We start from the raw sequence: 24,984 nt of genomic DNA, 5'->3' as shown, positions 1-24,984 counted from the left end.
GGGAGAGGCATGTCCGCAGAACGGCAGACCATATGGGACCGGATAGCCCGTGACGGTGCATTCGACGCAGTCATTGTCGGCGGCGGAATCAACGGTATCGGCGTTTATCGCGATCTGGCGCTGCAGGGGCTGAAGGTGCTCCTCATTGAAAAAAATGACTTCTGTTCCGGTTGCAGCGCCGCGCCGTCGCGCATGATCCACGGTGGTTTGCGATATCTGGAAAACGGTGAATTCGACCTGGTGCGAGAATCCTTGCGGGAACGCGACGCGTTGCTGAGCAATGCGCCGCATCTGGTGCACCCGTTGCCGACAGTCATCCCGATCACGTCCTATTTTTCAGGCCTGTTGAACAGCGCGGCAAGTTTTTTCGGTGTGTCCGGCAAACCCGCCAACAGGGGAGCCTTGCCGATCAAACTCGGACTGACGCTCTATGACTGGGTGACCCGCAAGCGCCGTTTGTTGCCGAAACACCGGTTCGACGGAGCGTCGGCCACGCATAGCAGGTGGCCGAAACTAACCGAGGCGATCCGCTGCTCAGCGACCTACCACGACGCCTGGATCAGCCACCCGGAACGTCTTGGCCTTGAATTGCTCAAAGATGCCACGGAGCGCGCTCCGGACTGCGCCATCCTCAACTATGCCTGCCTGAAACCCGAGGGGAACGGCTATTGCGTTGAAGACGGACTGACCGGCCAGGCCCTGCCGGTTGTGCCCAAAATCATTGTCAACGCAACCGGCGCCTGGCTGGATGATGCGATCGACGAACTTTCAGGCAAAACCGGCCACGATGCGCTGGTATCCGGCACAAAGGGCTCGCATCTCGTTCTGGACAATGCGGAGCTTGAAGCCGCGCTCGGCGGTCATATGGTCTATTTCGAAAATTCGGATGGCCGGGTTTGCATTGTCTTTCCGTTTTTCGGCAAGGTGCTTGCCGGATCGACGGACATTCGGGTGGCGTCTGCGCGCCGGGTGCGCTGTGAGCCGGAGGAGGAGGCCTATATTCTGGACTCGCTCCGGCTGGTGTTTCCCGATCTTGCGTTCGGTGCGGAAGACATCGTCTTCAGCTATAGCGGCATTCGTCCTCTTCCAAAAAGCGATCACGATTTCACCGGCCGGATCTCCCGCGGACATTTCACGCAGCGCCTTGAGGGGCCGGTGCCGCAGATCTGCATGATCGGCGGCAAGTGGACGACCTTCCGCGCCTTTGCCGAGCAGACTGCCGACGAGGTGCTGACGGCTCTCGGCCACACACGCAAGACCGGGACGCTTAAATTGCCCATCGGTGGCGGCAGGAACTTCCCCCAGGCGGCCGCGATCCTGGAACGGGATCTCGTTTCCAGTTTCGGTATTGACCAGAAGCGGGCAGCGCATTGCGCTGCGACCTATGGCACGGCGGCACGAGAGATCCTCGCCTTCTGCCAGACCCGTGACGATGACACCCGACTGGGCGCAACGAGCGAAATCACCGAAGCCGAGATCGCCTGGCTGGCCAGCTGCGAATGGGTCGTCACACTTGCCGACATCGTGCTGCGGCGGACGACCCTGGCGATCCGGGGCCAGCTCAGCCTTGAGTTGGTCGACAGGCTGGCAGAGATCGTCGCGGCAGAGCTGGGGTGGTCCGCCGAAGACACGGCCCATCAGCGCAGAAGCCTGGTGGACGAGCTTGAAACCTATCACGGCGTGTCGCTTGAAGCGCCACAGAACGAAGAAATCAGCAGGAGCAGAATATGCGTTTGAGCCCGAAAGTCCGCATGAACCGGATGTTCACCCATGGCGGTTGCCTCGATGTTGCGGTCGATCACGGTGTCTGCAACGAGCCCAGCTTTATGGTTGGCCTGGAGGACATGGCCGCCGTGGTTGATACGCTTGTGAAGGCGGGACCGGATGCGATCCAGATGGCCTATGGTCAGGCCGACCTCTTGCAGGGGCGTCCGGAAAAGGACAAGCCGGCATTGGTGATGCGGATCGACATGGGCAATCCTTATAATGACCAGCGCCACCGGGTCATGTGGTCGATGCTGCAAAATGCGGACGAGCCGATCATTGGCGCCCTGGAGATGGATGCCGCCTGCGTGGTGGTCAACCTCTTCATGCTTCCAGACGAACCGGAGCTGTTTCGCCAATGTGTAGAGAACATCTCGCGCGTCCGGGCAGCCTGTCATAAATACGGCATGCCCTTGATGATCGAGCCGCTGGTGATGCTGCCAAACGATATTCGCGGCGGCTATCAGGTTGATGGTGACGCGGACAAGATTGTCACGCTCGTGCGCCTGGCCAGCGAGATGGGAGCCGACATCATCAAGGCTGACCCGACCGACAATCCGGGCGATTTTCACCGCGTCGTCGAGGCGGCCCGGGTACCGGTTCTTGTGCGCGGGGGCGGCAAGGAAGATCTGAAGACCGTACTCAAAAAATCGGCAGCGCTCATGCAGCAGGGCGCAAAAGGCATGGTCTACGGGCGCAATATCTATCAGCATGACAACCCGAAAGCGGTCGTCGCTGCCCTGATGGCGATGATCCACAAGGGCGCCGATGGCGACGAAGCATGGGACATCTACAATCGTGGCTGACAAGACGACATATCTGCTGGGGCTGGACGCAGGCAACACGGTGATCAAGGCCGTGTTGTTCGACCTGACCGGGCGCCAGGTCGCGATGGCGGCACTGGACGGCCAGTCGCTGTCACCCCGGCCAGGACATGTGGAGCGGGGGCTTGCCGAACTCTGGCAGAATGCGCAGCATGTGATCCGGGCCTGCCTTGAGAAGGCGGCGATCGATCCCGCGCAAATTATAGCCGTCGGCTGCGCCGGGCACGGAAACGGGCTGTATCTCCTCGACAAGGCAGGCGAGCCGCTTCTTGGCATCCAGTCGCTCGATACGCGCGCTGCCGATCATGCGGCGACGTTAGCGCAGCGCCATGGCGAGCAGTTGCATGCGCTCAGTCTGCAGAAACCCTGGCCATCGCAGACACCTTCTCTCCTCAGCTGGATCAGGTCCAACCGGCCGGAGCTTTATGATGCAGCCGGGACAGTGTTGTTATGCAAGGATTTCATCACCTATCAGCTCACCGGTGAACGCGTCAGTGATATTTCCGATATGTCGGGCTGCGGCTTTCTCCGCATGCCGGACTGCCGCTATGACCCGGATATTCTGGACCGGTTTGGTCTGCAGGATGCGGAGGCGCTTTTGCCCCGGTTGGTGGCGCCGGCAGAGATCGCCGGCACCGTCACCGCGCCGGCGGCAGCCGCAACAGGACTTGCCGAGGGCACGCCTGTTGTCGGAGGTTATTTCGACGTCGTCGCCAGCGCGCTCGGGTCTGGCGTGGTGCGTCCGGGCGAGGCCTCGATTATTGCCGGCACCTGGAGCATCAATCAGGTGTTCTCAAGGGAACCGCTCAACGATCCCGCCATCTTCATGGCGGCGGGCTTCGCGCCCGGCCGGTTCGTCAATATCGAAGCCAGCGCCACCTCCGCGGCCAATCTGGAATGGTATGTGCGTGAACTGGTCGAGCGTGGAAGGCATCACGACGATCCCTTTGGCCACTGCAACGACGTGATCGGCAAGGTCTCGCCGGCCATCGATGATCCTTTCTTCCATCCGTTTCTCTATGGCTCTGGGGAGGGGGCCGATTTCCGCGCCGGCTTTTACGGTCTGGCCGGCTGGCATGGCGAAGGCCATCTCTTGAGGGCCCTGTTCGAGGGGGTTTTGTTTGAACATCGCCGGCATATCGAAACGCTCACGGCGTCCGGCGTTCCATTCAAAGAGGCTGTTCTTTCGGGGGGCGGATCGCGCAGCCCGATCTGGCCGCAGATGTTTGCAGACTGCCTCGGGGTTCCGATCCGAGTTGCCGAGGCGCAGGAGACTGGGGCTCTGGGGGCTGCGATCGGGGCCGGTATCGGCGGTGGTCTCTTTGCGGATTACGAAGACGCGGTAGCGGCCATGACGGGGACAAGGCGTCACCACCGGCCCGACCCGGCCATGCAATCCCACTATGACACCCGTTACGCCATCTATCTGAAGCTGGTTGAAGCCATGCGGCCGGTCTGGTCCGAGTTGGCGGCACTGCGCAATCCGGGAGACTTGTGACATGAAAGCCGTAGGGTTCTACAATTCGCTGGCGATCACGGATGCCGACAGCCTCCTGGACGTTCAGCTCGACGATCCCGTGCCGGGCGAGAAGGATCTGTTGGTCTCCGTCGAAGCCGTTTCGGTCAATCCCGCTGACGCCAAACGCCGGGTGCGAACTGCCGCCGAGAAACCGCACGAAACGCCCTTTCTGCTCGGTTATGACGCGGTCGGCATCGTCAAGAGTTGCGGCGTCGGTGTGGACGGTTTTGAGCCGGGTGATCGCGTCTGGTATGCGGGCGATGCCAATCGGCCCGGCTCCTATGGCGAGATGCAATGCGTCGATCATCGGATCGTCTCCAGGGCCCCCAAAGGTTCATCGCCTGAGTCGGCTGCCTCATTGCCTCTGGTCAGCCTGACCGCTTGGGAGATGCTGTTTTCACGGCTTCAGGTGCCCTCCGACGAACGGCCCTTCACGCTGCTGGTGATTGGCGGGGCGGGTGGTGTCGGCTCGGTGACGACCCAGATCGCCCGCAAGCTGTCGAATGCAACGGTAATTGCGACGGCCTCCAGACCGGCATCATCCGACTGGTGCTGCAAGATGGGCGCCCATCACGTCGTCGATCATCGCGATCTCGTTGCAAGCACGCGCGCGGCCGGGTTTGAACATGTCGACTACATCGTGCAATACGCCGATACGGCACAGCACTGGGACGCCATGTGCGAATTGATTGCGCCGCAAGGACGGATCGGCACGATTGTCGAAACACCCGATACGCTCGACATTTCCAAACTGCAGGGAAAATCTGCCGCGCTGATGTGGGAACTGATGTTCACCCGGTCGCTTTTCGGCACGCCGGACATGCAGCGGCAGGGCGAGATCCTTGCCCGCATGGCACGCCTTGTGGAAGACGGCGTGATCTCGACAATTGAGACCAGGGTGTTGAACGGGTTGAGTTCCGCGACCCTGAAACAGGCACACGAGATCATCGAAAAAGCCGCGATGATCGGAAAACTCGTTGTCCGGTACTAGGCTCAAGGGCTACCTTTTTTCCTGGCGCCCAGAGTGCTCAAATTATCAAGTGCAAAAAACCCAGAAGCAGAACGGACTTTTCATGAGCGCGCCGGACAGATTGGATGGAACCTACGACTACATCATCGTCGGGGCAGGAACGGCCGGTTGTGTTCTCGCCAACCGTCTGACGGAAGACCCGTCGGTGAAGGTGCTGCTGCTGGAAGCGGGCGGGTCGGACAATTATCACTGGGTGCATATCCCGGTTGGCTATCTTTATTGCATCGGCAATCCGCGCACGGACTGGATGATGAAAACCGCGGCAGAGCCCGGGCTCAACGGCCGCAGCCTGGTCTATCCCCGCGGCAAGGTTCTGGGCGGCTGTTCGTCCGTCAATGGCATGATCTACATGCGCGGCCAGGCGGCCGACTATGATCACTGGCGCCAGCTTGGCAATGTCGGCTGGTCCTGGGAGGATGTCCTGCCTTACTTCCTGAAATCGGAAGACCATTATGCCGGCAAGACCGACATGCATGGCGAGAACGGAGAATGGAAGGTCGCCAAGCAGCGGCTTGAATGGGACATCCTGAAGGCCGTCCAGGAAGGGGCCCGGGAATTCGGGATCGAACCGCGTGCTGATTTCAACGACGGCAACAACGAGGGCAGCGGCTTCTTCGAGGTCAATCAGAAGAAGGGCGTGCGCTGGAACACCGCCAAGGGCTTTTTGCGTCCGGCCATGAAACGTCCGAACCTGCGCGTGCTTACCCATGCGGAGACGGACAGTCTTGTTCTGGACGGCAAACGCGTCGCAGGTATTCGGTTTACACACAAGGGCCGCACTCTGACGGCAATGGCTGAGCGAGAAGTGCTGCTCGCCGCCGGGGCCATCAATTCACCGAAGATTCTGGAGCTGTCGGGTATCGGTGCGCCGGATATTCTGAAGGAGCGCGGCCTGGAGGTGCGCCATGAAAGCGCCGGTGTGGGCGAGAACCTGCAGGATCACCTGCAGATCCGGACGGTCTACAAGGTGGAAAACGCCAGGACCCTTAACACGATGGCCAACAGCCTGTTCGGCAAGGCGAAGATCGCCCTGCAATATGCACTGACCCAATCCGGGCCGATGTCTATGGCGCCGAGCCAGTTCGGCATGTTCACCAAGTCGGACCCGTCTCTGGAAACGCCGGACCTGGAATATCATGTTCAGCCGCTGTCGACCGACAAGCTTGGGGATCCGCTGCATCCGTTCCCGGCAATCACCATGTCGGTTTGCAATCTCAGGCCCGAAAGCGTTGGTTCTGTCCATGTCACACAGGATGGAAACCTGGCGCAGCCTGACATTCGACTCAACTACCTGTCTTCCGAAAGAGACAAGGACATCGCGGTCAAGTCGGTCCGTCAGGCGCGTCAGATCATGACCGCAAGGGCACTTGCCGGCTATCGACCGGAGGAGATCCTGCCCGGACCGCAGGTCGAGAGCGACGAAGAGCTTCTGTCAAGAATAGGCGATATCGGCACCACCATTTTCCACCCCGTTGGCACCTGCCGCATGGGGGCTGACGAGGGATCGGTGGTCGATCCTGAACTGCGGGTTCGCGGCCTGGAGGGGCTGCGTGTGATCGATGCTTCGATCATGCCGAAAATCGTCTCGGGCAACACGGCGTCCCCCGTCGTGATGATCGCCGAAAAGGCCGTGGACATGATGCGGGCCGGTGCCCGGGCGTAGGCTCATTTCCAATCCATCTAGCAACAGACACCGGCCTCATCCTGAGGAGCGCGCTTGCGCGCGTTTCGAAGGATGGGCTGCTGTCTCCGAGACAAGGGGCCGATCCTTCGAGACGGGCCTTTCGGTCCTGCTCAAGATGAGGTCGCGTTTGCGGCGCGGTTGCCGGGTGTTGGGGGATGATGTGAGGGGGCTTTGACGTCTCAGATCCCGAACTTGTCCCGCATCCGGTAGACCAGAACCGAGGGGGCCAGGAACCAGGGCGTGCCGGTGTAAAATGGCCTTGTCGGAAAGGGGATGCGTTCAAAAGCCGAAGGGGTCTTCTCAAGACCGGCCGCTTTCTGGCCGATGCGCATGCCGAGATAGCTCGCCATGCCGACGCCCGAGCCGCAATAGCCGCCGGCGAAATAAAGCCCGTTGTCTTCAACGGCATGCATCAACGTGTCGAACGTGTAGCCGACAAATCCCATCCAGGCATGGCTGATCCTTGCTGTTGCAAGCTCGGGAAAAAGAGCCGTCATGTCCCGGTGCAGCTTCAGTGCACTTTTGCGCGGATCGGTTTCGCTCAAAGAGACGCGGCCGCCAAAGAGTACACGTTTGCGGTCTGGTGACAGGCGATAGTAATAGACGAGCTTCCGCGTGTCGGAGAGCACCCTGTCGGTCGGGAACAGCCTGTCGACAAGATCACTTGGCAGTTCTTCGGTGGCAATCACGTAAGAGCCGATGGGGATGAGGCGGCGCTGGTGCCAGGAGGAAAGGGCGCCGGAATAGCCGTTGGTGGCAAGGATCACCTTGCCGGCCCTGACCGCGCCTTCCGTTGTCAGGACCGTGAAGCCGGTGGAGCTGCGTTCGATCGACAGCACCCGGCAGGCGCCCTTGACTTTTGCGCCGGTGCGAAGCGCTTTTTTCAGCAGCGAGGGGTGATAGGTGCCGACATCGATGCTGCAATGACGCGGAAAGACGATGCCGCCGTGATAGGCTTCCGTGCCGAGTTCGGCAGCCATTTCGTCCCGGGGCACCATGAAAGTGTCGGTGGTCCAGACCGGGTGTCCTGCTGCGCTGTCCTTTGCAAGCGTGTCATAAAGATGCGGCTTGTGAGCCCCATGAAAGCGGCCAACCTCTCTGAGGCCCATGTCGATGCCGTCTTCGCTGGCCAAGGCGTGCATGTAGTCGAGAGATGCCTGGCCCTCGAGACAGAGCTGCGTGGCAAGCTCGATGCCGTATTTCCTGGTCAAGGCTGCAAAGGATGGTTTGAGGCTGGTGGAGAGCTGACCGCCATTGCGCAAACTGCAGCCCCAGCCAGGGTGTTCGGCATCCAATACCAGCGTGCCCAGGCCCTCGCCAGCGGTCTGCAGGGCGGCGTTCAGCCCGGTGTAGCCGCCGCCGACGATCAGCACATCGATGTCCGGCGGAAGAGCCGTGTCGGGCAGGGGGACAGATGGCGCCACGTCCTGCCAGTAGGGCGTCGTCTTGTACCCGTCTGCAAACAACGCCTCTGTCATCTGGTCTCCTAAGCTGCCCGCGTGTCTTCCAGAATGAGGTCAGCCCCCTTCTCGCCAACCATGATGGCCGGGGCATTGGTGTTGCCGGACGTCACCGTCGGAAAAACCGAGGCGTCGACCACACGCAAGCCTTCGACACCATAGACCTTCAGCCGCGCGTCAACCACGTTCTCGCTTCTGTCCGGTCCCATGCGGCAGGTGCTGACGGGGTGGAACACGGTGGAAGCGCGGTTGCGTGCATCTTCCAGCATGTCTTCGTCCGACTGAATGACGGGGCCGGGCGTGATTTCAGCGTCGATCACCGACTGCAGGGCCGGGTTCGCGGCGATCTTGCGCAGGAGTTTGCAGCCTTCGATCATCTCGTTGAGATCGTGGTTGGTGCTGAGGGAATTCGGGTGGATTTCCGGCGCGTCGAACGGGTCTGCCGAGCGCAGGCCGATATGGCCGCGGCTCGTCGGACGGGTCGGCTGCATGCCCAGCAGGAAGCCGGGGAACGGGTCCGGGTTCATCAGCGGGCGTTTGCCCTTGGGCGCCTTGGTGTAGCTGACCGGGGAGAAATAGAGCTGCATGTTCGGCCGCTCGCAGTCCGCATTGCTCTTCACAAACCCGCCGGCCTGATTGACGCTGAGCGACAGGGGGCCGCTTCGTGTCAGGACATAGCGGATGCCCTGGGCAAGTTTCCCCCACCAGGGATAGAGCTGCTGGTTCAGCGTGGGCACTTTCGAGCGGTAGAGATAGTCCAGGCCGAGATGGTCCTGCAGGTTCCGGCCGACGGCAGGAGCGTGGACCTTCGGCGCAATGCCTTTTGCCTTGAGCGTGTCGCCGTCGCCGATGCCGGACAGCATCAGGATCTGTGGTGAGTTGACGGCCCCTGCACTGAGGATCACCTCCCGCCGAGCCCGCACCGTTTTTTCGTCGCCCCCCTGGCTGTAGACGGCACCGGTGACACGGCCATCCTCCAGAACAAGACGGGTGGTGTGCGCCCTGGTGAGGATGTCGACGGTCTTGCGTTTTTTCGCGCGCGAGAGATACGCCCTGGCGGTCGACATGCGAAAGCCGTTCCGGGCCGTGATCTGGTAAAGACCGACACCTTCCTGCGTGCTGCCGTTGAAATCCGGGTTGCGGCGAAACCCGGCGTCCTCGCTGGCGTCCAGAAAATGTGCGCAGAGCGGATGGACGCTTTTCGCCATGCTGGACACGTGCAGCGGGCCGTCGCCGCCGCGAAAGTCGTCAGCACCGTTCTCGTTGCATTCGGACCGCTTGAAATAAGGCAGGACATCGTCCCAGCCCCAGCCCGGATTGCCCATGGCCTTCCAGTCTTCGAAATCCGCATGTTGGCCGCGGATATAGACCATCGCGTTGATCGAGCTGGAGCCGCCGAGCACCTTGCCGCGCGGCCAGTAGCCGGACCGGTTGTTGAGCCCCGGATCCGGCTCGGTGGAATACATCCAGTTGATGGATCTGTTGTAGAAAGCCTTGCCGTAGCCGATCGGCATCCAGATCCAAAGATTCAGATCCGAGCCACCGGCTTCTAGCACGCAGACGGTGTATTTGCCATCTTCCGACAGGCGGTCGGCCAGGACGGCACCCGCCGAGCCGGCGCCGACAATGACAAAGTCATACTCCGACATCTCGTTGCCTACCCCGCCGACTTGTCGCGCTGGACCAGGATGGAGAGCAGGGCCAGCAGACCGGAGCCGACCATCAACACGAAGGAGACCGCGTTGAGGACGGGCGTCGAACCGACCTTGGCCATGCGATCATACATGGTGATCGTCAGCGGCGCTTCGGAGCCGACGAGAAACAGTGTCGTGTTGAAGTTCTCGAAGGAGACCAGGAAGGCGACGATGCCGGCGGCGATCATGGCTGGTCTAAGGAACGGCAATGTGATCGTGCGCAGGACGCGCGCCCGGCTGGCACCGAGATTGAAGGCCGCTTCTTCCATGGTGGCGTCGAATTTCTTCAGCCGCGCCGTGATGACCAGCGAGGTGATCGTGGCAATGAAGGAGAACTGGCCGAGCACCACCAGAAGGATGCCGGGGCGCAGGAATTCGAGTTCCAGATCGAAGCGGTTCTCGACGTAATTGGCCGTGTCGCTGGCCAGGACCAGGATCGAGATGCCGAGGATCACGCCGGGGATCACCAGCGGCACCACCATCAGGATGTAGAAGAAGTTCTTGGCCGGAAACTCGCCGCGCACGAACAGGAACGCGTTTGTCGTGCCGACAAAGACCGAGAGCGCGGCGACAAAGATGGCGATGACGAAGGAGTAGTACAGTCCCTGCAGCAGGCGCCGGTCATGGAACATGCCGAGCTTGGGCTCCGTGTCGGAGAAGAACCAGTCCAGTGTGAAGCCCTGCCACGGCAGGGCCGGGAATAGGCTGTCGTTGAAGGCAAAGGCGCCGGCCGAGATCAGGGGGGCCGCCAGGAAGATGAAGAAGGCGACGACGTAGAGCCGGTAACCGAGCAGGAACGGCGAGGATTTCTTTTGCGCAAGCATCTCTGTCCTCCTCAGCTCTTGGCGACGGTGTTGGCAAGCGTCTGACCGGACAGCTTCAGGCCGAGCCAGATGACGAGCGAGGTGAAGAGCAGCAGCAGCATGCCGAAGGCCGCGCCGCCTTCCCAGTTAAACCGCGTGATGAACTGGTTGTAGATCTGTTCGGTGAACCAGGAGGAGTTCTTTCCGCCGAGCAGGATCGGCGTCAGATAGGAGCCGGCCGTCAGCATGAAGGTGACGATGCAGCCGGCGACAATGCCCGGCATTGCATAGGGGATGATGATCCGGCGCAAAACGGTAAAGCCGTTGCCGCCGAGATTGTAGCCCGCCTCGATCATGGAGTTGTCCATGCCGTCGAGGGTGGAGACCAGCGGCACGATCATGAACAGGATGACGGTATAGACAAGGCCGACGATGACGGCGGCATCGTTGTAGAGGAACTCCACCGGCTGGCCGATCAGGCCGGTCCAGAGCAGGAAGTTGGAGATCACGCCGGTCTCGCGCAGAAGCAGGATCCAGCCGAAGGAGCGGATCAGGTCGGAGACCCAGAGAGGGATCAGGCACAGCAGGAAGAGGCCGCCGCGGGCGCGCGGGCCGGCGATCTTGGCGATGTAATAGGCGATCGGAAACCCGATCAGCAGCGCCAGGGCGGTTACCAGGAGCGACATGGACCCGGTGCGCAGAAGCGTGTTCCAGTAGATCGGTTCGTTGATGAATTCCAGGTAGTTGGCAAAGCTGTATTCATAAACGCGCGGGGCGACCTTTTCCTTCAGCGACAGGATCACCATGCCGATATGCGGCAGAATGATCAGCAGTGCGATCCAGAGCGCAAAGGGTGCAAACAGCAGGATCAGCGTCAGACGTTTGATGTCCTTCTGCATCACGCGCCCTCCGGGCGGGTGAAACACATGGCCTGTTTCGACGACCAGACGAGGCGAACGGCCTCGCCGGGCTTGAGGTCATTGTCTCCGGTGAGCGTGACGTCGGATTCAATCAGTTCGCCGCTGCCGGTGCGCACCAGCACACGGCTGTTGGCACCGTTGAAGAGCAGGCTGTCGATGGTGCCGTCCATCTGGTTGTCGCCCTCCTGGCCGGATGTGCCCATGTCAGACACGCGCACCGTGCGAATGAACTCAGGCCGGACGAAGATCTCGACTTTGCTGCCTTCCGAAATGCGCTGGCCGTCTGCCGCTGAAAAGCTCATCGGCAGGCCCTGGTCGGTTTCCACCTTGCCGCCGCTGCCGTCGCTGGCTTTCACGGTCCCGGACCAGCGGTTGCTGTCACCGACAAAACCGGCAACGAAGGCGGTCTTCGGGTGGTGGTAAAGCTCCTGCGGCGTGCCGATCTGCTCGAACTCGCCCTGGTTCATGATCGCGACATTGTCGGACATCACCAGCGCTTCCGACTGGTCGTGGGTGATGTAGATGAAGGTGGTGTTGAACTGGTGCTGCAGCAGCTTCAGTTCGATCTTCATGGCTTCGCGCAGTTTCAGATCCAGCGCGCCAAGCGGTTCATCGAGCAGCAGGACGTCCGGGTCGAGCACCATGCAGCGGGCAATTGCAATGCGCTGCTTCTGGCCGCCTGAGAGCTGGTGGATCTCGCGTTCGGCAACATCTGGCAGGGCAATACGTTCCAGGACGTCATGCACCTTGCGCTTGATGTGATCCTTGCCGAAGCCGGCGCATCTGAGGCCATAGGCGATGTTCTCGTAGACATTCATCATCGGGAACAGGGCCAGGTGCTGGAACACCATCTTGACGTTGCGCCGGTTGGGCGGCATGCCGAGCACCGACTTGCCCTTGATCTTGATGTCGCCGCCGGAAGGATCCTCGAAACCGGCGATCATGCGCATCAAGGTGGTCTTGCCACAGCCGGACGGACCGAGAATGGAGAAGAAGGACCCGCTCGGAATGTCGAACGAGACGCCTTTCACGGCTTGGAAGGAGCCGAAATTCTTGGCGATGTCGACACATTCAAGGTCGTAGGTCGGGGTATCTTGTTTCATGAACGCGGCCAGCTGGATAGGTCGTTAAGGTGGAGGTCGGGCAACAGGTCGCGGCCAACCTCAAGTCGGTTTTTCAGGCTTATTTGAACATGAGGCTGTCAGAGCGGACAGCGTCTGACAGCCTCGGTGTCGTCATTCAGCGACGGGATCAGCCGCCGGTGGCTGCCTTGATCTTCTCAAGCGTCTTGCCTTCCATGTCCTCCACGCCCGGAGGAATGTTGGCAAAGAACTTCAGATTGTCGATGTCGGCATCGGTGAAGGCTGCGTTGACGGCCGCCTTCTTGTCTTCCGGCAGCAGGTCCTTGCCACCCTTGACGGCTGCGATGGCACCGGTGCTGGCAGACATCAGCGTGACGTTTTCCGGACGCAGCACGAAGTTGATCCACTTGTAGGCCGCGTCATCCGCCTTGCCCTTGCGTGGCAGGGCAAAAGTGTCGATCCAGGCCAGAGCGCCTTCCTTCGGTGGCACGAAGACGATGTTCGGGTTCTGGTCGAACAGCTTGTAGGCGGTGGAATCCCAGGTCTCGGAGGCGACGATTTCACCGGAAAGCATCATGGCGGAGAGATCGTCGCCGCCTTTCCAGTAGGCCTTGATGTTGCCTTTGCACTCGATCAGCTTCTCGGCGACCTTGTCCAGAATACCCTGGTATTTCTCAAGATCCGAATAGGCCGCGAACGGGTCCTCGCCCATGGAGAAGGCGGTGCCGAGCAGGATCGTGCGCTTCAGGCGCATCGAAGTCTTGCCCTTGTAGGCGGGGTCGCAGAGATCGGCCCAGCTCTTGAAGTCGGCGGCCTTGCTCTTGTCGGCCATCAGGCCGGATGTGCCCCACTGGTGCGGCACGGCATAGACGTCGCCTTCGATGGTGGTGTTGGCCTTCACGCCATCGAGAAGCTTGGCTTCCATCACGCCGGTGTCGATCTTGGACAGATCCAGCGGCTTGTAGATGTCATATTCCAGCTGCGCGGCATAGATGCGGTCATGACTCGGCTGGGCCAGGTCGAACCCGGCACCGCCGGTCGCGCGCAGTTTGGCGATCATTTCCTCGTTGTTGGAGAAGGTGACTTCAACATCGATGTCCGGATATTCCGCTTCGAATTTCTGCACCAGTTCATCGGGCGCATAGGAGCCCCAGGTGAGCAGGCGCAGTGTCTCGGCCTGGGCCGAGCCGGCGCCGGCGAGCATGGTCGCAGCCAGAAGGCCCGCGAGGGTCGATTTGATATGCATGACGTCCTCCCTGATTACACGCAACTAACCGGCGAGAAGCGTAGGTCTGAATTGGCCTGCCAAATATATCCATTGCAGATAATTTAGCAGTCCAATTACTTCAGGAGAACTCTTCGCCCTTGCAGCATTCAGGCAGGATCGACTTCAGGATCTGGACGCCCTTGCGGATCTCTTCCGGGGCGCAGCTGCCGAATCCGAGCACGATGCCGCGTTGCGGAATTTTGCCAGGCGTGTAGCGGGAAAGCGGGACCGTGGTGATGCCGTTTTCAGCCGCTCCGGCCACCAGTCTGGCCTCGTCCAGCCTGTCGGACAAGAGCCCTACGGCGTGAAATCCGCTGCTGGTCGGCTGCAGGTCGATGTTGCCGGCCAGACTATTGGCCTCTTCCATCAGCATATCGTGCCGGTACTTGTAGAGTTGCCGCATGGTGCGGATGTGGGTTGCGAACATGCCCTCGTCCATGAACTCGGCCACGATCGCCTGCGTGACCGTCGGAACGCCGCTGAGCCAGGTCAGGCAGACCCTTTGGAAGCTCTCAACGAGCCCTTCCGGGACCAGGGCAAAGCCTAATCTCAAGGCGGGAAAAAGCGACTTGGAGAAGGTGCCGACATAGATGACCCGGCCATGGGTATCGATGCTTTTCAGGGTCGGTGGCGGCTGATCGCCATAATAGAATTCCCCGTCATAATCGTCCTCGACAATCATGGCGTCGGCCTCATTGGCGGCTTTCAGCAGCGCCAGCCTGCGCGACAGGCTCATGATATGGCCAAGCGGCTGTTGATGCGACGGGGTGACGAAAGCCAGCCGGAAATGCGGTGCCTTGGCGAGACCGTCTTCGACGCTCAGGCCTTCCTCGTCGACGTCGACCGGTACCGGACTGGCGCCGATGGCGACAAAGGCGTTGCGCGCACCGATAGCGCCCGGGTTTTCGAACCAGATGGTTTCGCCCGGATTGACCAGCATACCCCCGACCAGGGAGAAGGCACGCTGGGCGCCGTTGGTGATGAAGATCTGCTCCGGATCGCACTTGATCCCGCGCGAGGCATTCAGCTGGCGGGCGATGGCCCTGCGCAGTGGCATGTAGCCGAACGGCTCGCCATAGCCCGTGATCAGGTCACGGTCCTTGCGCCAGTGCCGCGCGGACAGTTTGGCCCATTGCGCCATCGGGAAGGCGTCGAGCGCGGGCAGGGCGGTGACAAAGGCCTGGGACTTGTGCGGCAGGCGGGAGCGCGGCGCGAAGTCGGTGATGGCGTGCCGGGTGGCGTGGGACAGGCGCGGCACCACCGAGGGCACATCGCTGATATTCTGCGAGGGTTTGGGCGCGGGGCGTTCGTTCAGCGCTTCGCTGACAAACGTGCCTGCGCCGACCCGCGCCTCTAATAGACCTTCTGAAATCAGCCGGTCGATCGCGTCGATCACCGTGGTTCTGGAGACGCCGATTTCCTGGGCAAGCGTGCGGGTCGCCGGCATGCGGTCACCCGGTGTCAGGGCCCCGGTCATCAAGAGGTCACGCAAGGCCATATAGAGCTGAATGGAAATTTTCTTGTCGGCCGTCTTGTCGATCTTGATCGACGACAGCACCGCGCCGGCATGGCGTTTCATGTCGCGCAAACCAACGTGATCAGCGGACGCAAAAGCCTGGCCCTCCGGTTGACGCAAAGCAGTCCATCGGCAGCGTTACGCCGCTTGACCGATGTACCGCATCGCACTTCGCGACGTGACGCGACGCGCCTCGCCGAGTGAACTGCTTGTCGACATGAAATGAGCCTCGATTGAGTGGACATGCTCTAGCTCTCCCGATTGGTATGAGACTTTGCGCAAAACGGACCTTAATTCAAGTCCAATTCCGAGTAGGGTCTGCGAAGAGCCAAGTCTGACCCTGCCGAAACGAGTCCGCAAAGGACCGGAGCAAGACATGAAAATCCAATCAATAGAAACATTTACCAATGAATTTGTCTGCTTTGTCCGGGTCACCTCGGACAGCGGTGCGACAGGTTGGGGGCAGGTGGCGCCCTATTATGCGGACATCACGGCCGAGGTGGTGCATCGGCAGGTTGCGCCCTACGCGCTTGGAGAAGATGCGTTCGACATTGAGCATCTGATGGACATCATTCCGGACCGCGAGCACAAGTTTCCCGGGTCCTATTTGCGCCGGGCAATGGGCGGCCTCGACACCGCCCTTTTTGATCTGCGCGGCAAAGTGGAAGGCAAGCCGGTCTGCGAGCTGCTCGGTGGCTCACCCGGCAAGGTACGCGCCTATGGGTCCTCGATGAAGCGGGACATTACCCCGCAGCACGAGGCTGACCGGTTGAAACGGCAGCAGGACCAGTTCGGCTTCGATGCTTTCAAGTTCCGGATCGGTGCCGAATGTGGGCGTGATCAGGATGAATGGCCGGGGCGAACTGAAGAAATCGTGCCGACCATGCGCAAGGCGTTCAACGACAACACCGCGCTTTTGGTCGACGCCAATTCCTGCTACTCGCCAAAAAAGGCCATCGAGGTCGGCCGGTTTCTGCAGGACAACGGCATTTCGCATTATGAAGAGCCCTGCCCCTATTGGCATTACGACCAGACCCGTCAGGTGACCGAGGCGCTGGAGATCGACGTGACGGGTGGTGAGCAGGACTGTTCCCTGGTCGACTGGCAGCGCATGGTTGATGACCGGGTCGTCAACATCATCCAGCCGGATGTCTGTTATCTCGGTGGCATGGTGCGCACGATGAAAGTGGCGCATATGGCGCATGAGGCCGGTCTGCCCTGTACCCCGCACGCGGCGAACCTGTCTCTGGTGACGCTCTTCACCATGCATTTGCTTCGGGCGATCCCGAATGCGGGCAAGTACCTGGAATTCTCCATCGAGCAGGAGGACTACTATCCCTGGCAATACGACCTTTATGTCAAATCGCCCTATGACATCACCGATGGTCATGCCCTGGTGACCGATGCGCCCGGCTGGGGCGTTGAGATCAATCCGGACTGGCTGGCGAGGTCCACCTACAAGATCAGTACCTGGGAGCGCTGAGAATGCCGACCGCAAGCGACCTCATGCAGGAATACACCGAGACCGGTACGCTCACGGCGTTGCCGCTCGGACATTTCATCGATGGGATCTTCACCCAGCCCTCACATAACCGGACGATGGAGAGCTTCGATCCGGGCCGCGGCGAGGCTTTTGCCAGGTTCACGGCCGGAACGGCGGAAGATGTCGACCAGGCGGTTCGCTCGGCCCGGCAGGCCTTCGAGGTGGTCTGGCGCGATATGGCGCCGGTCGAGCGGGCGCGGATCTTGCAGAAAACATCCGAGCTGATCCTGGAGAATCTCGACCTGCTGGCCGTCACCGAAAGCCTCGACAGCGGCAAGCCCTTGCAGGAGGCGATGGGCGATGTGCGCGGGGCGGCGCGGACTTTTGAATATTACGCCGGCGCTTGCGACAAGCTGCAGGGCGACAGCTTTCCGCTCGGTCCGAACTATATCGGCTATGCCATTCATGAGCCGGTCGGTGTGACGGCGCATATCATTCCGTGGAACTTCCCGATTTCGACCGCGGCCCGCGGCTTTGCCCCGGCCCTTGCCGCCGGCTGCACGGTTGTTGCCAAACCGGCCGAACAGACACCGTTCACCGCGTTGCTCCTGGCGAAAATCCTTTTTGATGCCGGTCTGCCGGCAGGTGTCTGCAATGTGGTCACGGGCACCGGCCCGGAAACCGGCGCGCCGCTGACCAGTCATCCGCTTGTCGACCACATCACCTTCACCGGATCCGTTCAGACGGGCAGGGCGGTGATGAAGGCTGCGGCCGACGACATCACGCGCGTTGTTCTTGAGCTGGGCGGCAAGTCGCCGGTGGTGGTGCTTGCCGATTGTGACCGGGCCCAGGCCATTGATGGTGTGCTCGGTGCGATCTACGAAAATGCCGGTCAGATCTGTTCGGCCGGATCGCGGCTCGTGATCGAAAAGAGCATTCACGAGGAATTCGTCGCGGAGCTGGTATCCCGTGTGCAGGCCTTGCGCCTCGGCCATGGGCTCGGCGAACCGGATGTCGGGCCGGTCAATTCCGCCGAGCATCTTGTCAAGATTGCAGGGTTTATCGATCGCGCCAAGGCGCGCGGGGCGACGATTGCCGTTGGCGGAGCCATCACGCAGGACCCGGCAACCGGCAAGGGCTGGTTCTTCGAGCCGACCATTGTCGATGCGGTTTCCGCCGATGACGAGCTGGCGCAGGAAGAGATATTTGGTCCGGTGTTGACGGTTCAGGTGGCAGAAGACGCTGACCATGCGCTGGAGCTGGCGAATGATTGCCAGTATGGCCTGGTGGCCGGCATCTACACATCTGACTTTGCCAAGGCGCATCAGCTGGCACGCAAGATCGACGCCGGCCAGATCTATATCAACGAGTATTTTGCCGGCGGTATCGAAGTGCCGTTCGGCGGCAACAAGAAATCCGGCTTTGGTCGGGAAAAGGGCCTGGAAGGGCTGAAGAGCTACTGCAAGACCAAGAGCATTGCAGCCCGCATCGCCTGACCGGGCATCTGTGTTACCTCCCTAAGGCCGGTTCGCTTCGTCGAACCGGCTTCTTTTTTGGAGGCCTAGCTGCTGCAACCCAGCGCTTCAGCTTTTCGGGTCGCTGATGGGCGTTGAGCTGACCCAGAGCTCCACGGTTTCCGCCTCGCCAAGCACCTTGGAATAATGCGGCTTGGACGTGTCGTGGTGAATGCTGTCGCCGGGGGTCATGATGAAGACCTTGTCGCCGAGGTGATATTCCAGGCTGCCCGACAGGAGGTAACAGAAGACTTCGCCCTCGTGTTCCATGTGCTCCGAGATATGTCCGGGCGGGCGGTGGATGATCGTTGGGTAAAACAATGCGCCGGGAAAGCCGGGGCCAAGCTTCTCGTAGAGCCGTTTCGACTTGCCGAGCACATAGGTTTGCCGGTCGTCCTTGGAAACGAATTCCGAATAGGGTTCGGGAACCTTGATCAACTGCTCCAGGCTGGTCTGAAGCGCACCGGCAATGCGCTGGAATGACGACAGGGACGGCGAGCTGATGCCGCGCTCGACCTGAGACAGGAAACCGATCGTCAGCTTGGTCGCCTTGGCCACGTCCTCAAGGGTCATGCCGAGGGCCTTGCGCCGTTGCCGTATCACTGGACCGTAATTCGGCGTGTCAGCTTCGGGTTCCCGGGTGTCAGTCGGCCCATCTATGGTCATGAAGTCCTCCGTTCCGGCAAGTCTTATAGCCTCCGCTGCCGAAGAATGCCAGCCTCCGACACTTGCTAAAATTTATCAATACTAAAATTTTTTTTAGTGAATGAGTTGACGGTTTATGAGATAGAAAATTCATTTAAAACAATGTCTTATAGATATGAATGTTTTTTAGCTGTATTAAAAATCTGAGTCAGTTTCTAAGTTTTACTAAAAAAATGGCTTGCGGAGCGATTGCTTTCGACTAAGCTCCGAGGCCTCATGACACGTGCACTGGGAGGACACACCATGAAAGCTGCAGCGCTTGCCGTCGGGCTGGCAATGAGCACGGCTTTGACCGCTTTCACCTATCAGACAGCCGACGCCCTCGAGCGTGGCGGTACCCTGAATTTCGCGCGCTATGACGGTTCGAAACTGGTCGATCCGATCTATGCGGACCGCAATCCGGATATCTGGATGGTCGGCAGCCTGTTCTCGACCCTTCTGGAGACAGATCCGGACAGCGGCGAGCTGGTCGGGTCCCTAGCCGAAAACTACGAAGTGGCCGCCGATGGCAAGACCATCACTTTGACCCTGCGCGACGGTCTGAAATTTTCAGACGGCAGCGCGCTGACAGGTGACGATGTCATCTTCTCGCTGGACCGGGCACGCAATCCGGATCTCGGTCCGTGGTCCGGACTTCTTTCCGCGATTTCCGACGTGAGTGCTGATGGCAACACGGTGACCGTCACCCTGGAAAATCCGGATCCGGCGCTTCTGTCGATGCTGGCGACCTTCAACACCGCCATCGTGTCGAAAAAGGCGTTTGAGGCGGCGCCGGGCGAAACGGACCAGGACAAGTCCGCCGCCATCTTTGCGGCAGGTGGTCCCGGTGTCGGGTCGGGTCCGTTCTTCCTGAGCGGCTTTGAACAGGGCGCCTCGATGTCCTTCAGCGCCAATCCGCATTACTGGAAACTGGGTGAAGACGGCAAACCGCTGCCTTATGTCGATGGTGTCGAGTTCCAGGTCATTCCGGATGACGCAACACGTGTCCTCAAGCTGACTGCCGGTGAGGTCGATATTGCCGAGTTCATCCCGTTCTCGCGCGTATCGGAACTCGATGCGGACCCGGCGATCAACATGTACCTGTTCCCGTCGACGCGGATCATCTATTCGCCGATCAACACGCGGGAAACCCGTGCGGACGGTTCGCCGAACCCGCTGGCCGACAAGCGCGTCCGTCAGGCTCTGAACTATGCGACCCACAAGGACGCGTTGATCCAGCTGATCCTGCAGGGCGCGGGCAAGCCGATGTCTTCTCCGGTCATGTCCTCAGCGACGCGGCTCGCCGTCGACATGAGCCCGCTTTACGGCTTTGATCTGGAAAAGGCCAAGGCGCTGATCGAAGAGGCCGGACTGGAGCCGGGTACGGAAATCACACTGACCACGCTGGCCGGCTCGGCGGACGATGCCACCATCTTCGCAGCGCTTCAGCAGATGTGGCAGCCGCTTGGCATCACTCTGGTCGCCGAGCAGGTCGACGGTGCGACCCGTGGCGCAAAGAACCGCTCCGGCGAGTTCGACATCCACACCTATGGCTGGGTTGACGACGTCAACGACCCGAGCCAGGTCACCGGCTGGCTGGGCTACTATCCGACCCGCAAGGCCGTCGGTACGGGCTGGAACAATGCCGAGTTCAACGGGCTTTACGAAGCTTCATCCACGGAGATGGATCCGGAAAAGCGCGCCGATCAATACCGGCAGATGCAGGAGATCTACGCGGAAGCAGCCCCGCTCCTGTTTATGTACGAGACCCCCTTCGCGGTGGCGGTGTCGGGCAAGGTGGATGGCTACATCCAGACGCCGCTCGGCAACAACATCTTTGAAAACGTCTCGCTGGAACGCTGATCCGCGTTCCTCCCACGAGCGGGAGGTTCAGGCACCCAGCCCACTGGGTGCCTGACCTCCCGGTCGGTCTTTCAAGGCACGGCGATTGAAATGGCTGGTGTGCAATACACGTTGAACCGACTGGTTCTGATGATACCGACCTTTTTTCTGGTCATGATCATTATCTTTCTTCTTGTTCGGCTTTTGCCGGGCGATCCGGCAATTGCAATTGCGGGTGACAAGGCCTCTGACGCCGACATTGCCGCCATTCGCGACAAGCTCGGTCTGAACGCACCGCTCTGGACCCAGTTCTGGCTGTTTGTCACCAACACGCTGCAGGGAGATCTTGGCCGATCCATCCTGATGCGGGCACCAGTCCTCGATGTTGTTCTGGCACGTCTGCCGACCACCCTCTTCCTGACCATCTACGCTGTTACCTTGTCGATGCTGATCGCGGGGCCATTGGCCTTTCTGGCTGCGGTCAATCGGGGCAAGTGGCAGGACAATCTTATCAGGGCCGTTTTCCAGGTCGGGCTCTCCATGCCTGTCTTCTATATCGGTCTGCTGCTGCTGACCTTCCTGGCGGCCCATCTCGGGCTTTTCCCGGTAGGCGGTTATGGCGACACGTTTTGGGACCGGATGTATCACCTGTTCCTGCCGGCGGTGACGGTCGCGCTCTACACTTCCGCGATTTTGATGCGGAACCTCCGGTCCGCGATCATAGAGGTGCTGGATGCCGAATATGTTCAGTTCGCGCGCGCCAAGGGCCTGCCGAACCGGTTGATCCTGGGCCGCCACGTTCTGAAAAACGCACTGATTTCCACCGTGACCCTGCTGGGGCTGTCCATTGGTCAGCTCATGAGCGGTACGCTCGTCACCGAAACGGTGTTTGCGGTTCCAGGCGTCGGCCGGTCGATGCTGGAGGCGATCTTTGCCCGGGACTATCCCCTCATCCAGGGCTTGACCCTGACCTTTGCCGTACTGGTGTCGGCGGTCTTTCTCATGACGGACCTGTTCCAAAGCTGGCTTGATCCGAGGATGCGCCTGAAATGAGTGACGCAACTGTTTCCGCGGCAAACAGGGCCGCAAAGAAGCCGGGCCGCCTGCAAATGGCGCTGGCCAAACCGGGTTTCATGGCCGGTGTTGTCATCATCGGTGCGTCCCTGATCCTGGCACTGTTTCCATCCGTCTTTGCGCCCTATGACCCGAATTTCATCAACTACACGGCTGTGCGCCAGCCCCCCAGCTGGCTGCATCCCTTCGGCACGGACCTGCTCGGTCGCGACACCTTTTCCAGGGTGATCTGGGCTTATTCCGTCAATATGCAGATGGCGTTTCTGGCAACGGTATTCGCCCTTCTGATCGGTGTCGTCGTCGGTGCGCTGGTCGGCTACTACCGCGGTATCGCCGACATGATTTTCGGTCGCGTGGTCGATGCGATCATCACGTTTCCGTTCCTGGTTCTGGTCATTGCTGTGGTCGCGGTGCTCGGGCCGGGGCTGATCAACATGTATATCGCGATCACTCTGGTCGGCTGGGTCTATTACGCGCGCCTGATGCGGGCCGAAGTGATCTCGCAAATGGCCAATGACTATGCTTCCGCCGGGGTGGTGATGGGCTATTCCGACCGGCGCATCATCTTCCGGCATCTCCTGCCCAATGCGATCACCCCGATCATCGTCTACTGGATGACCGACATGGCGCTGGCCATCCTGCTCGGATCCTCGCTCGGTTATCTTGGCCTCGGCGCACAACCGCCCCAGGCCGAATGGGGTGTGCTGATCGCCGAGGGGCGCAATTTCATCACCACCGCCTGGTGGCTGAGCCTGATGCCGGGCATTGCCATCGTCCTGACCGGGCTCGGCTTTTCGCTGATCGGCGATGGTCTGGCAGATCTGTTGAGGCCCCGCGGATGACCTTGAAAAGCGTTCAAACCCCCTTGTTGCAGGTCAGTAAACTCTGCACTACTTTCACCGCAGGCGGAGCCTCTATTCCGGCCGTACGCGATGTCGACTTTACCCTCAACAAGGGCGAGGTGCTTGGCCTTGTCGGGGAGAGTGGCTCGGGCAAAAGCGTGACCTTGCGGTCGATCCTGGGCCTGTCGAGGCGCTATGGCACCACGACCGGCGACGTGCTCTGGCGTGGCGACAATCTGGTAAGCGCGCCGGAAAGCCGCTTGCGCACCATTCGCGGTGGCGAGATCGCCATGATCTTCCAGGAGCCGATGACATCGCTCAATCCGCTTCTGACGGTCGGGTTGCAGATTGACGAGACCCTCAAGGCGCATACCGAAATGTCGGCGGCGGAGCGGAAAAAACGTGCGGTGGAGATGCTCGACCTGGTCGGCATTCCGGCGGCAAGTTCCAGGCTTTCGGAATACCCGCACCAGTTTTCCGGCGGGATGCGTCAGCGGGTGATGATCGCGATTGCGCTGGCGGCGCGGCCAAAGCTGCTTCTGGCGGATGAGCCGACCACCGCGCTTGACGTCACCATCCAGGCGCAGATCCTCGATCTGATCCTGTCGCTTGCCAGGGATTTCGACATGGGCGTGATCCTGGTGACCCATGATCTTGGCGTGGTTGCGCAGACCTGCGACCAGGTGGCGGTGATGTATGCCGGCCGGATTGTGGAAGAAGGCGCTGTCCGTGATGTGCTGAAGACGCCTCAGCACCCCTATACGGTCGGGCTGATGCGCTCCGTGCCCCAGAACGTGCCGCCGAGAACGCCTCTTTATTCCATTCCCGGAACACCGCCGAGCCTGCTCAACTTGCCGAAGGGCTGCGCATTTGCCCCGCGCTGCGCCAACAAGACAAGTGTGTGTGAGGACGGCCGGCCGGAGCTTCAGGAAAGCGGCACCGGCCGGGCATTGGCCTGTTTCAACAAGGTGCAAGCCAGGGACGGAGCTGCGGCATGAACGAAACAGTGTTGGAAATCCGCGACGTCAGCCTGATGTTCAAAGGCAAGCGCGGCGTGCTCGACGTGGTGACCGGCCGGCCGCCGCGCAATGTCAATGCGCTGAACGGGGTGTCGCTTGATCTGAAGCGCGGGGAAACACTCGGCGTGGTCGGGGAATCAGGCTGCGGCAAGTCGACCCTGGCACGCTGCATCGTGCGGCTGCACGAGCCGGGTGGCGGCGAAATCCTGTTTCACGGCTCGGATGTCTTTGCGCCGGAAGAACGGCGGGACCGCAGTTACAACCGCCGCGTCCAGATGATGTTCCAGGACCCTTATTCTTCTCTCAATCCACGCATGACCACCGGGCAGATCCTGAAAGAGGCGCTGCTGGTGCACAAGATGTGCGGGGAGAGTGAGGTCCCTGAACGTCTGGCCAGGCTGATGGATCTGGTCCAGCTGCCCCAGGACGCCCTTGAGAAATACCCGCATGAATTTTCCGGCGGTCAGCGTCAGCGCATCGCGATTGCCCGGGCGCTGGCCGTCGAGCCGGAAGTCTTGATCGCGGACGAGCTGGTGTCCGCGCTGGACGTCTCGGTGCAGGCGCAGATCGTCAACCTTCTATTGGAACTGCAGGAGCGGCTGGGTCTGACGATCCTGTTTGTCGCCCACGACCTGCGTCTGGTGCGGCATGTGTCCAATCGGGTGGCGGTGATCTATCTCGGCCGGATCGTCGAGATCGGCGACAGCGAGACGCTGTTTGCCAATCCTTCGCACCCTTATTCCCAGGCGCTGTTGAGCGCCGCGCCGTCGCTTGACCCGGACGACAAGGGCACGAAGATCCACCTCGAAGGTGAATTGCCGTCGCCAATGGACATTCCGCCTGGCTGCCCGTTCCATGTGCGCTGTCGCCACAAATCCCCGAAATGTACTGCCGAGCTTCCCGTGTTGCGCGCCCTTGAGGGGCGTGGCGCGGTCGCCTGCCACCACGCTGAAGAGATCTGAT

20 protein-coding genes are annotated in these 24,984 nt (G+C 60.7%); 12 read left to right on the top strand and 8 right to left on the bottom strand.

Annotated elements, in window-relative coordinates:
* The first annotated feature begins 9 nt into the window (after positions 1 to 9).
* From ACO6TG_RS12445 to ACO6TG_RS12425, 5 genes are all read left to right on the top strand, one after another.
* Positions 10 to 1,737, top strand: a complete 1,728-nt coding sequence (locus ACO6TG_RS12445; RefSeq protein ID WP_422378461.1) for a glycerol-3-phosphate dehydrogenase/oxidase — start codon at positions 10 to 12, stop codon at positions 1,735 to 1,737.
* Entirely contained in the window at positions 1,728 to 2,570 is an 843-nt protein-coding gene (locus ACO6TG_RS12440; RefSeq protein WP_422378460.1) for a class I fructose-bisphosphate aldolase, read from the top strand. Before ACO6TG_RS12445 ends, ACO6TG_RS12440 begins: the two co-directional genes overlap by 10 nt.
* On the top strand, positions 2,563 to 4,086 hold the full coding sequence (locus ACO6TG_RS12435) for an FGGY-family carbohydrate kinase (RefSeq protein ID WP_422378459.1): 1,524 nt from the start codon (positions 2,563 to 2,565) through the stop codon (positions 4,084 to 4,086). The genes ACO6TG_RS12440 and ACO6TG_RS12435 overlap by 8 nt, the downstream gene beginning before the upstream one ends.
* Before the next feature lies 1 nt (position 4,087).
* On the top strand, positions 4,088 to 5,098 hold the full coding sequence (locus ACO6TG_RS12430) for a zinc-binding alcohol dehydrogenase family protein (protein WP_422378458.1): 1,011 nt from the start codon (positions 4,088 to 4,090) through the stop codon (positions 5,096 to 5,098).
* 82 nt (positions 5,099 to 5,180) lie between these two features.
* On the top strand, positions 5,181 to 6,800 hold the full coding sequence (locus ACO6TG_RS12425; protein ID WP_422378457.1) for a GMC family oxidoreductase: 1,620 nt from the start codon (positions 5,181 to 5,183) through the stop codon (positions 6,798 to 6,800).
* Positions 6,801 to 7,000: 200 nt separating this feature from the next.
* On the opposite strand, the gene ACO6TG_RS12420 is transcribed toward ACO6TG_RS12425, so the two are convergent.
* The 7 genes from ACO6TG_RS12420 to ACO6TG_RS12390 all read right to left on the bottom strand — a co-directional run bounded on the left by ACO6TG_RS12420 (position 7,001) and on the right by ACO6TG_RS12390 (position 15,626).
* Positions 7,001 to 8,299, bottom strand: a complete 1,299-nt coding sequence (locus ACO6TG_RS12420; protein WP_422378456.1) for an FAD-dependent oxidoreductase — start codon at positions 8,297 to 8,299, stop codon at positions 7,001 to 7,003.
* An 8-nt stretch (positions 8,300 to 8,307) separates the two neighbouring features.
* Positions 8,308 to 9,930 carry a GMC family oxidoreductase gene (locus ACO6TG_RS12415; RefSeq protein ID WP_422378455.1) on the bottom strand — a complete coding sequence of 541 codons (1,623 nt, stop codon included), beginning with the start codon at positions 9,928 to 9,930 and terminating at the stop codon, positions 8,308 to 8,310.
* Positions 9,931 to 9,938: 8 nt separating this feature from the next.
* The gene (locus tag ACO6TG_RS12410) at positions 9,939 to 10,799 is read right to left on the bottom strand and encodes an ABC transporter permease (RefSeq protein ID WP_094072650.1); all 861 of its coding nucleotides are present in this window, start codon (positions 10,797 to 10,799) and stop codon (positions 9,939 to 9,941) included.
* Positions 10,800 to 10,810: 11 nt separating this feature from the next.
* Positions 10,811 to 11,677, bottom strand: a complete 867-nt coding sequence (locus ACO6TG_RS12405) for an ABC transporter permease (protein ID WP_094072649.1) — start codon at positions 11,675 to 11,677, stop codon at positions 10,811 to 10,813.
* Positions 11,677 to 12,801: an ABC transporter ATP-binding protein gene (locus tag ACO6TG_RS12400; RefSeq protein WP_422378454.1), complete on the bottom strand. Its 1,125-nt coding sequence runs from the start codon at positions 12,799 to 12,801 to the stop codon at positions 11,677 to 11,679. The genes ACO6TG_RS12405 and ACO6TG_RS12400 overlap by 1 nt, the downstream gene beginning before the upstream one ends.
* A 148-nt stretch (positions 12,802 to 12,949) precedes the next feature.
* On the bottom strand, positions 12,950 to 14,026 hold the full coding sequence (locus ACO6TG_RS12395; protein WP_094072647.1) for an extracellular solute-binding protein: 1,077 nt from the start codon (positions 14,024 to 14,026) through the stop codon (positions 12,950 to 12,952).
* Positions 14,027 to 14,126: 100 nt separating this feature from the next.
* Positions 14,127 to 15,626, bottom strand: coding sequence for a PLP-dependent aminotransferase family protein (locus ACO6TG_RS12390; RefSeq protein WP_422378453.1), 1,500 nt, complete (start codon positions 15,624 to 15,626; stop codon positions 14,127 to 14,129).
* Between the two features lie 313 nt (positions 15,627 to 15,939).
* Here ACO6TG_RS12390 and ACO6TG_RS12385 point away from each other — a divergent pair, with 313 nt between their 5' ends.
* Complete coding sequence (locus ACO6TG_RS12385) at positions 15,940 to 17,046, top strand: mandelate racemase/muconate lactonizing enzyme family protein (RefSeq protein ID WP_422378452.1); 1,107 nt, start codon at positions 15,940 to 15,942, stop codon at positions 17,044 to 17,046.
* Positions 17,047 to 17,048: 2 nt separating this feature from the next.
* Positions 17,049 to 18,542 (top strand): aldehyde dehydrogenase family protein, encoded by a 1,494-nt coding sequence (locus ACO6TG_RS12380; protein ID WP_422378451.1) that lies wholly within the window; start codon positions 17,049 to 17,051, stop codon positions 18,540 to 18,542.
* 87 nt (positions 18,543 to 18,629) lie between these two features.
* Here the strand turns inward: ACO6TG_RS12380 and ACO6TG_RS12375 are convergent, their stop codons facing one another.
* The gene (locus ACO6TG_RS12375) at positions 18,630 to 19,226 is read right to left on the bottom strand and encodes a helix-turn-helix domain-containing protein (protein WP_422378450.1); all 597 of its coding nucleotides are present in this window, start codon (positions 19,224 to 19,226) and stop codon (positions 18,630 to 18,632) included.
* A 282-nt stretch (positions 19,227 to 19,508) separates the two neighbouring features.
* On the opposite strand from ACO6TG_RS12375, the gene ACO6TG_RS12370 reads away from it, so the two are divergent.
* From ACO6TG_RS12370 to ACO6TG_RS12350, 5 genes are all read left to right on the top strand, one after another.
* Positions 19,509 to 21,107, top strand: coding sequence for an ABC transporter substrate-binding protein (locus ACO6TG_RS12370; protein ID WP_422378449.1), 1,599 nt, complete (start codon positions 19,509 to 19,511; stop codon positions 21,105 to 21,107).
* A gap of 90 nt (positions 21,108 to 21,197) precedes the next feature.
* Positions 21,198 to 22,139, top strand: coding sequence for an ABC transporter permease (locus ACO6TG_RS12365; RefSeq protein WP_422378448.1), 942 nt, complete (start codon positions 21,198 to 21,200; stop codon positions 22,137 to 22,139).
* Positions 22,140 to 22,195: 56 nt separating this feature from the next.
* Positions 22,196 to 23,002: an ABC transporter permease gene (locus tag ACO6TG_RS12360; RefSeq protein WP_422378871.1), complete on the top strand. Its 807-nt coding sequence runs from the start codon at positions 22,196 to 22,198 to the stop codon at positions 23,000 to 23,002.
* A complete protein-coding gene (locus tag ACO6TG_RS12355; RefSeq protein WP_422378447.1) occupies positions 22,999 to 24,000 on the top strand; it encodes an ABC transporter ATP-binding protein in 1,002 nt (333 codons plus the stop codon). Before ACO6TG_RS12360 ends, ACO6TG_RS12355 begins: the two co-directional genes overlap by 4 nt.
* Positions 23,997 to 24,983: an ABC transporter ATP-binding protein gene (locus ACO6TG_RS12350; protein ID WP_422378446.1), complete on the top strand. Its 987-nt coding sequence runs from the start codon at positions 23,997 to 23,999 to the stop codon at positions 24,981 to 24,983. Before ACO6TG_RS12355 ends, ACO6TG_RS12350 begins: the two co-directional genes overlap by 4 nt.
* The last annotated feature ends 1 nt before the right edge of the window (position 24,984 follow it).

The organism is Roseibium sp., from assembly GCF_965233565.1.
Classification (GTDB): Bacteria; Pseudomonadota; Alphaproteobacteria; order Rhizobiales; family Stappiaceae; genus Roseibium.
The sequence above is the reverse complement of the archived record's forward strand: the minus strand, read 5'-3'. Positions and strand labels throughout refer to the sequence as shown.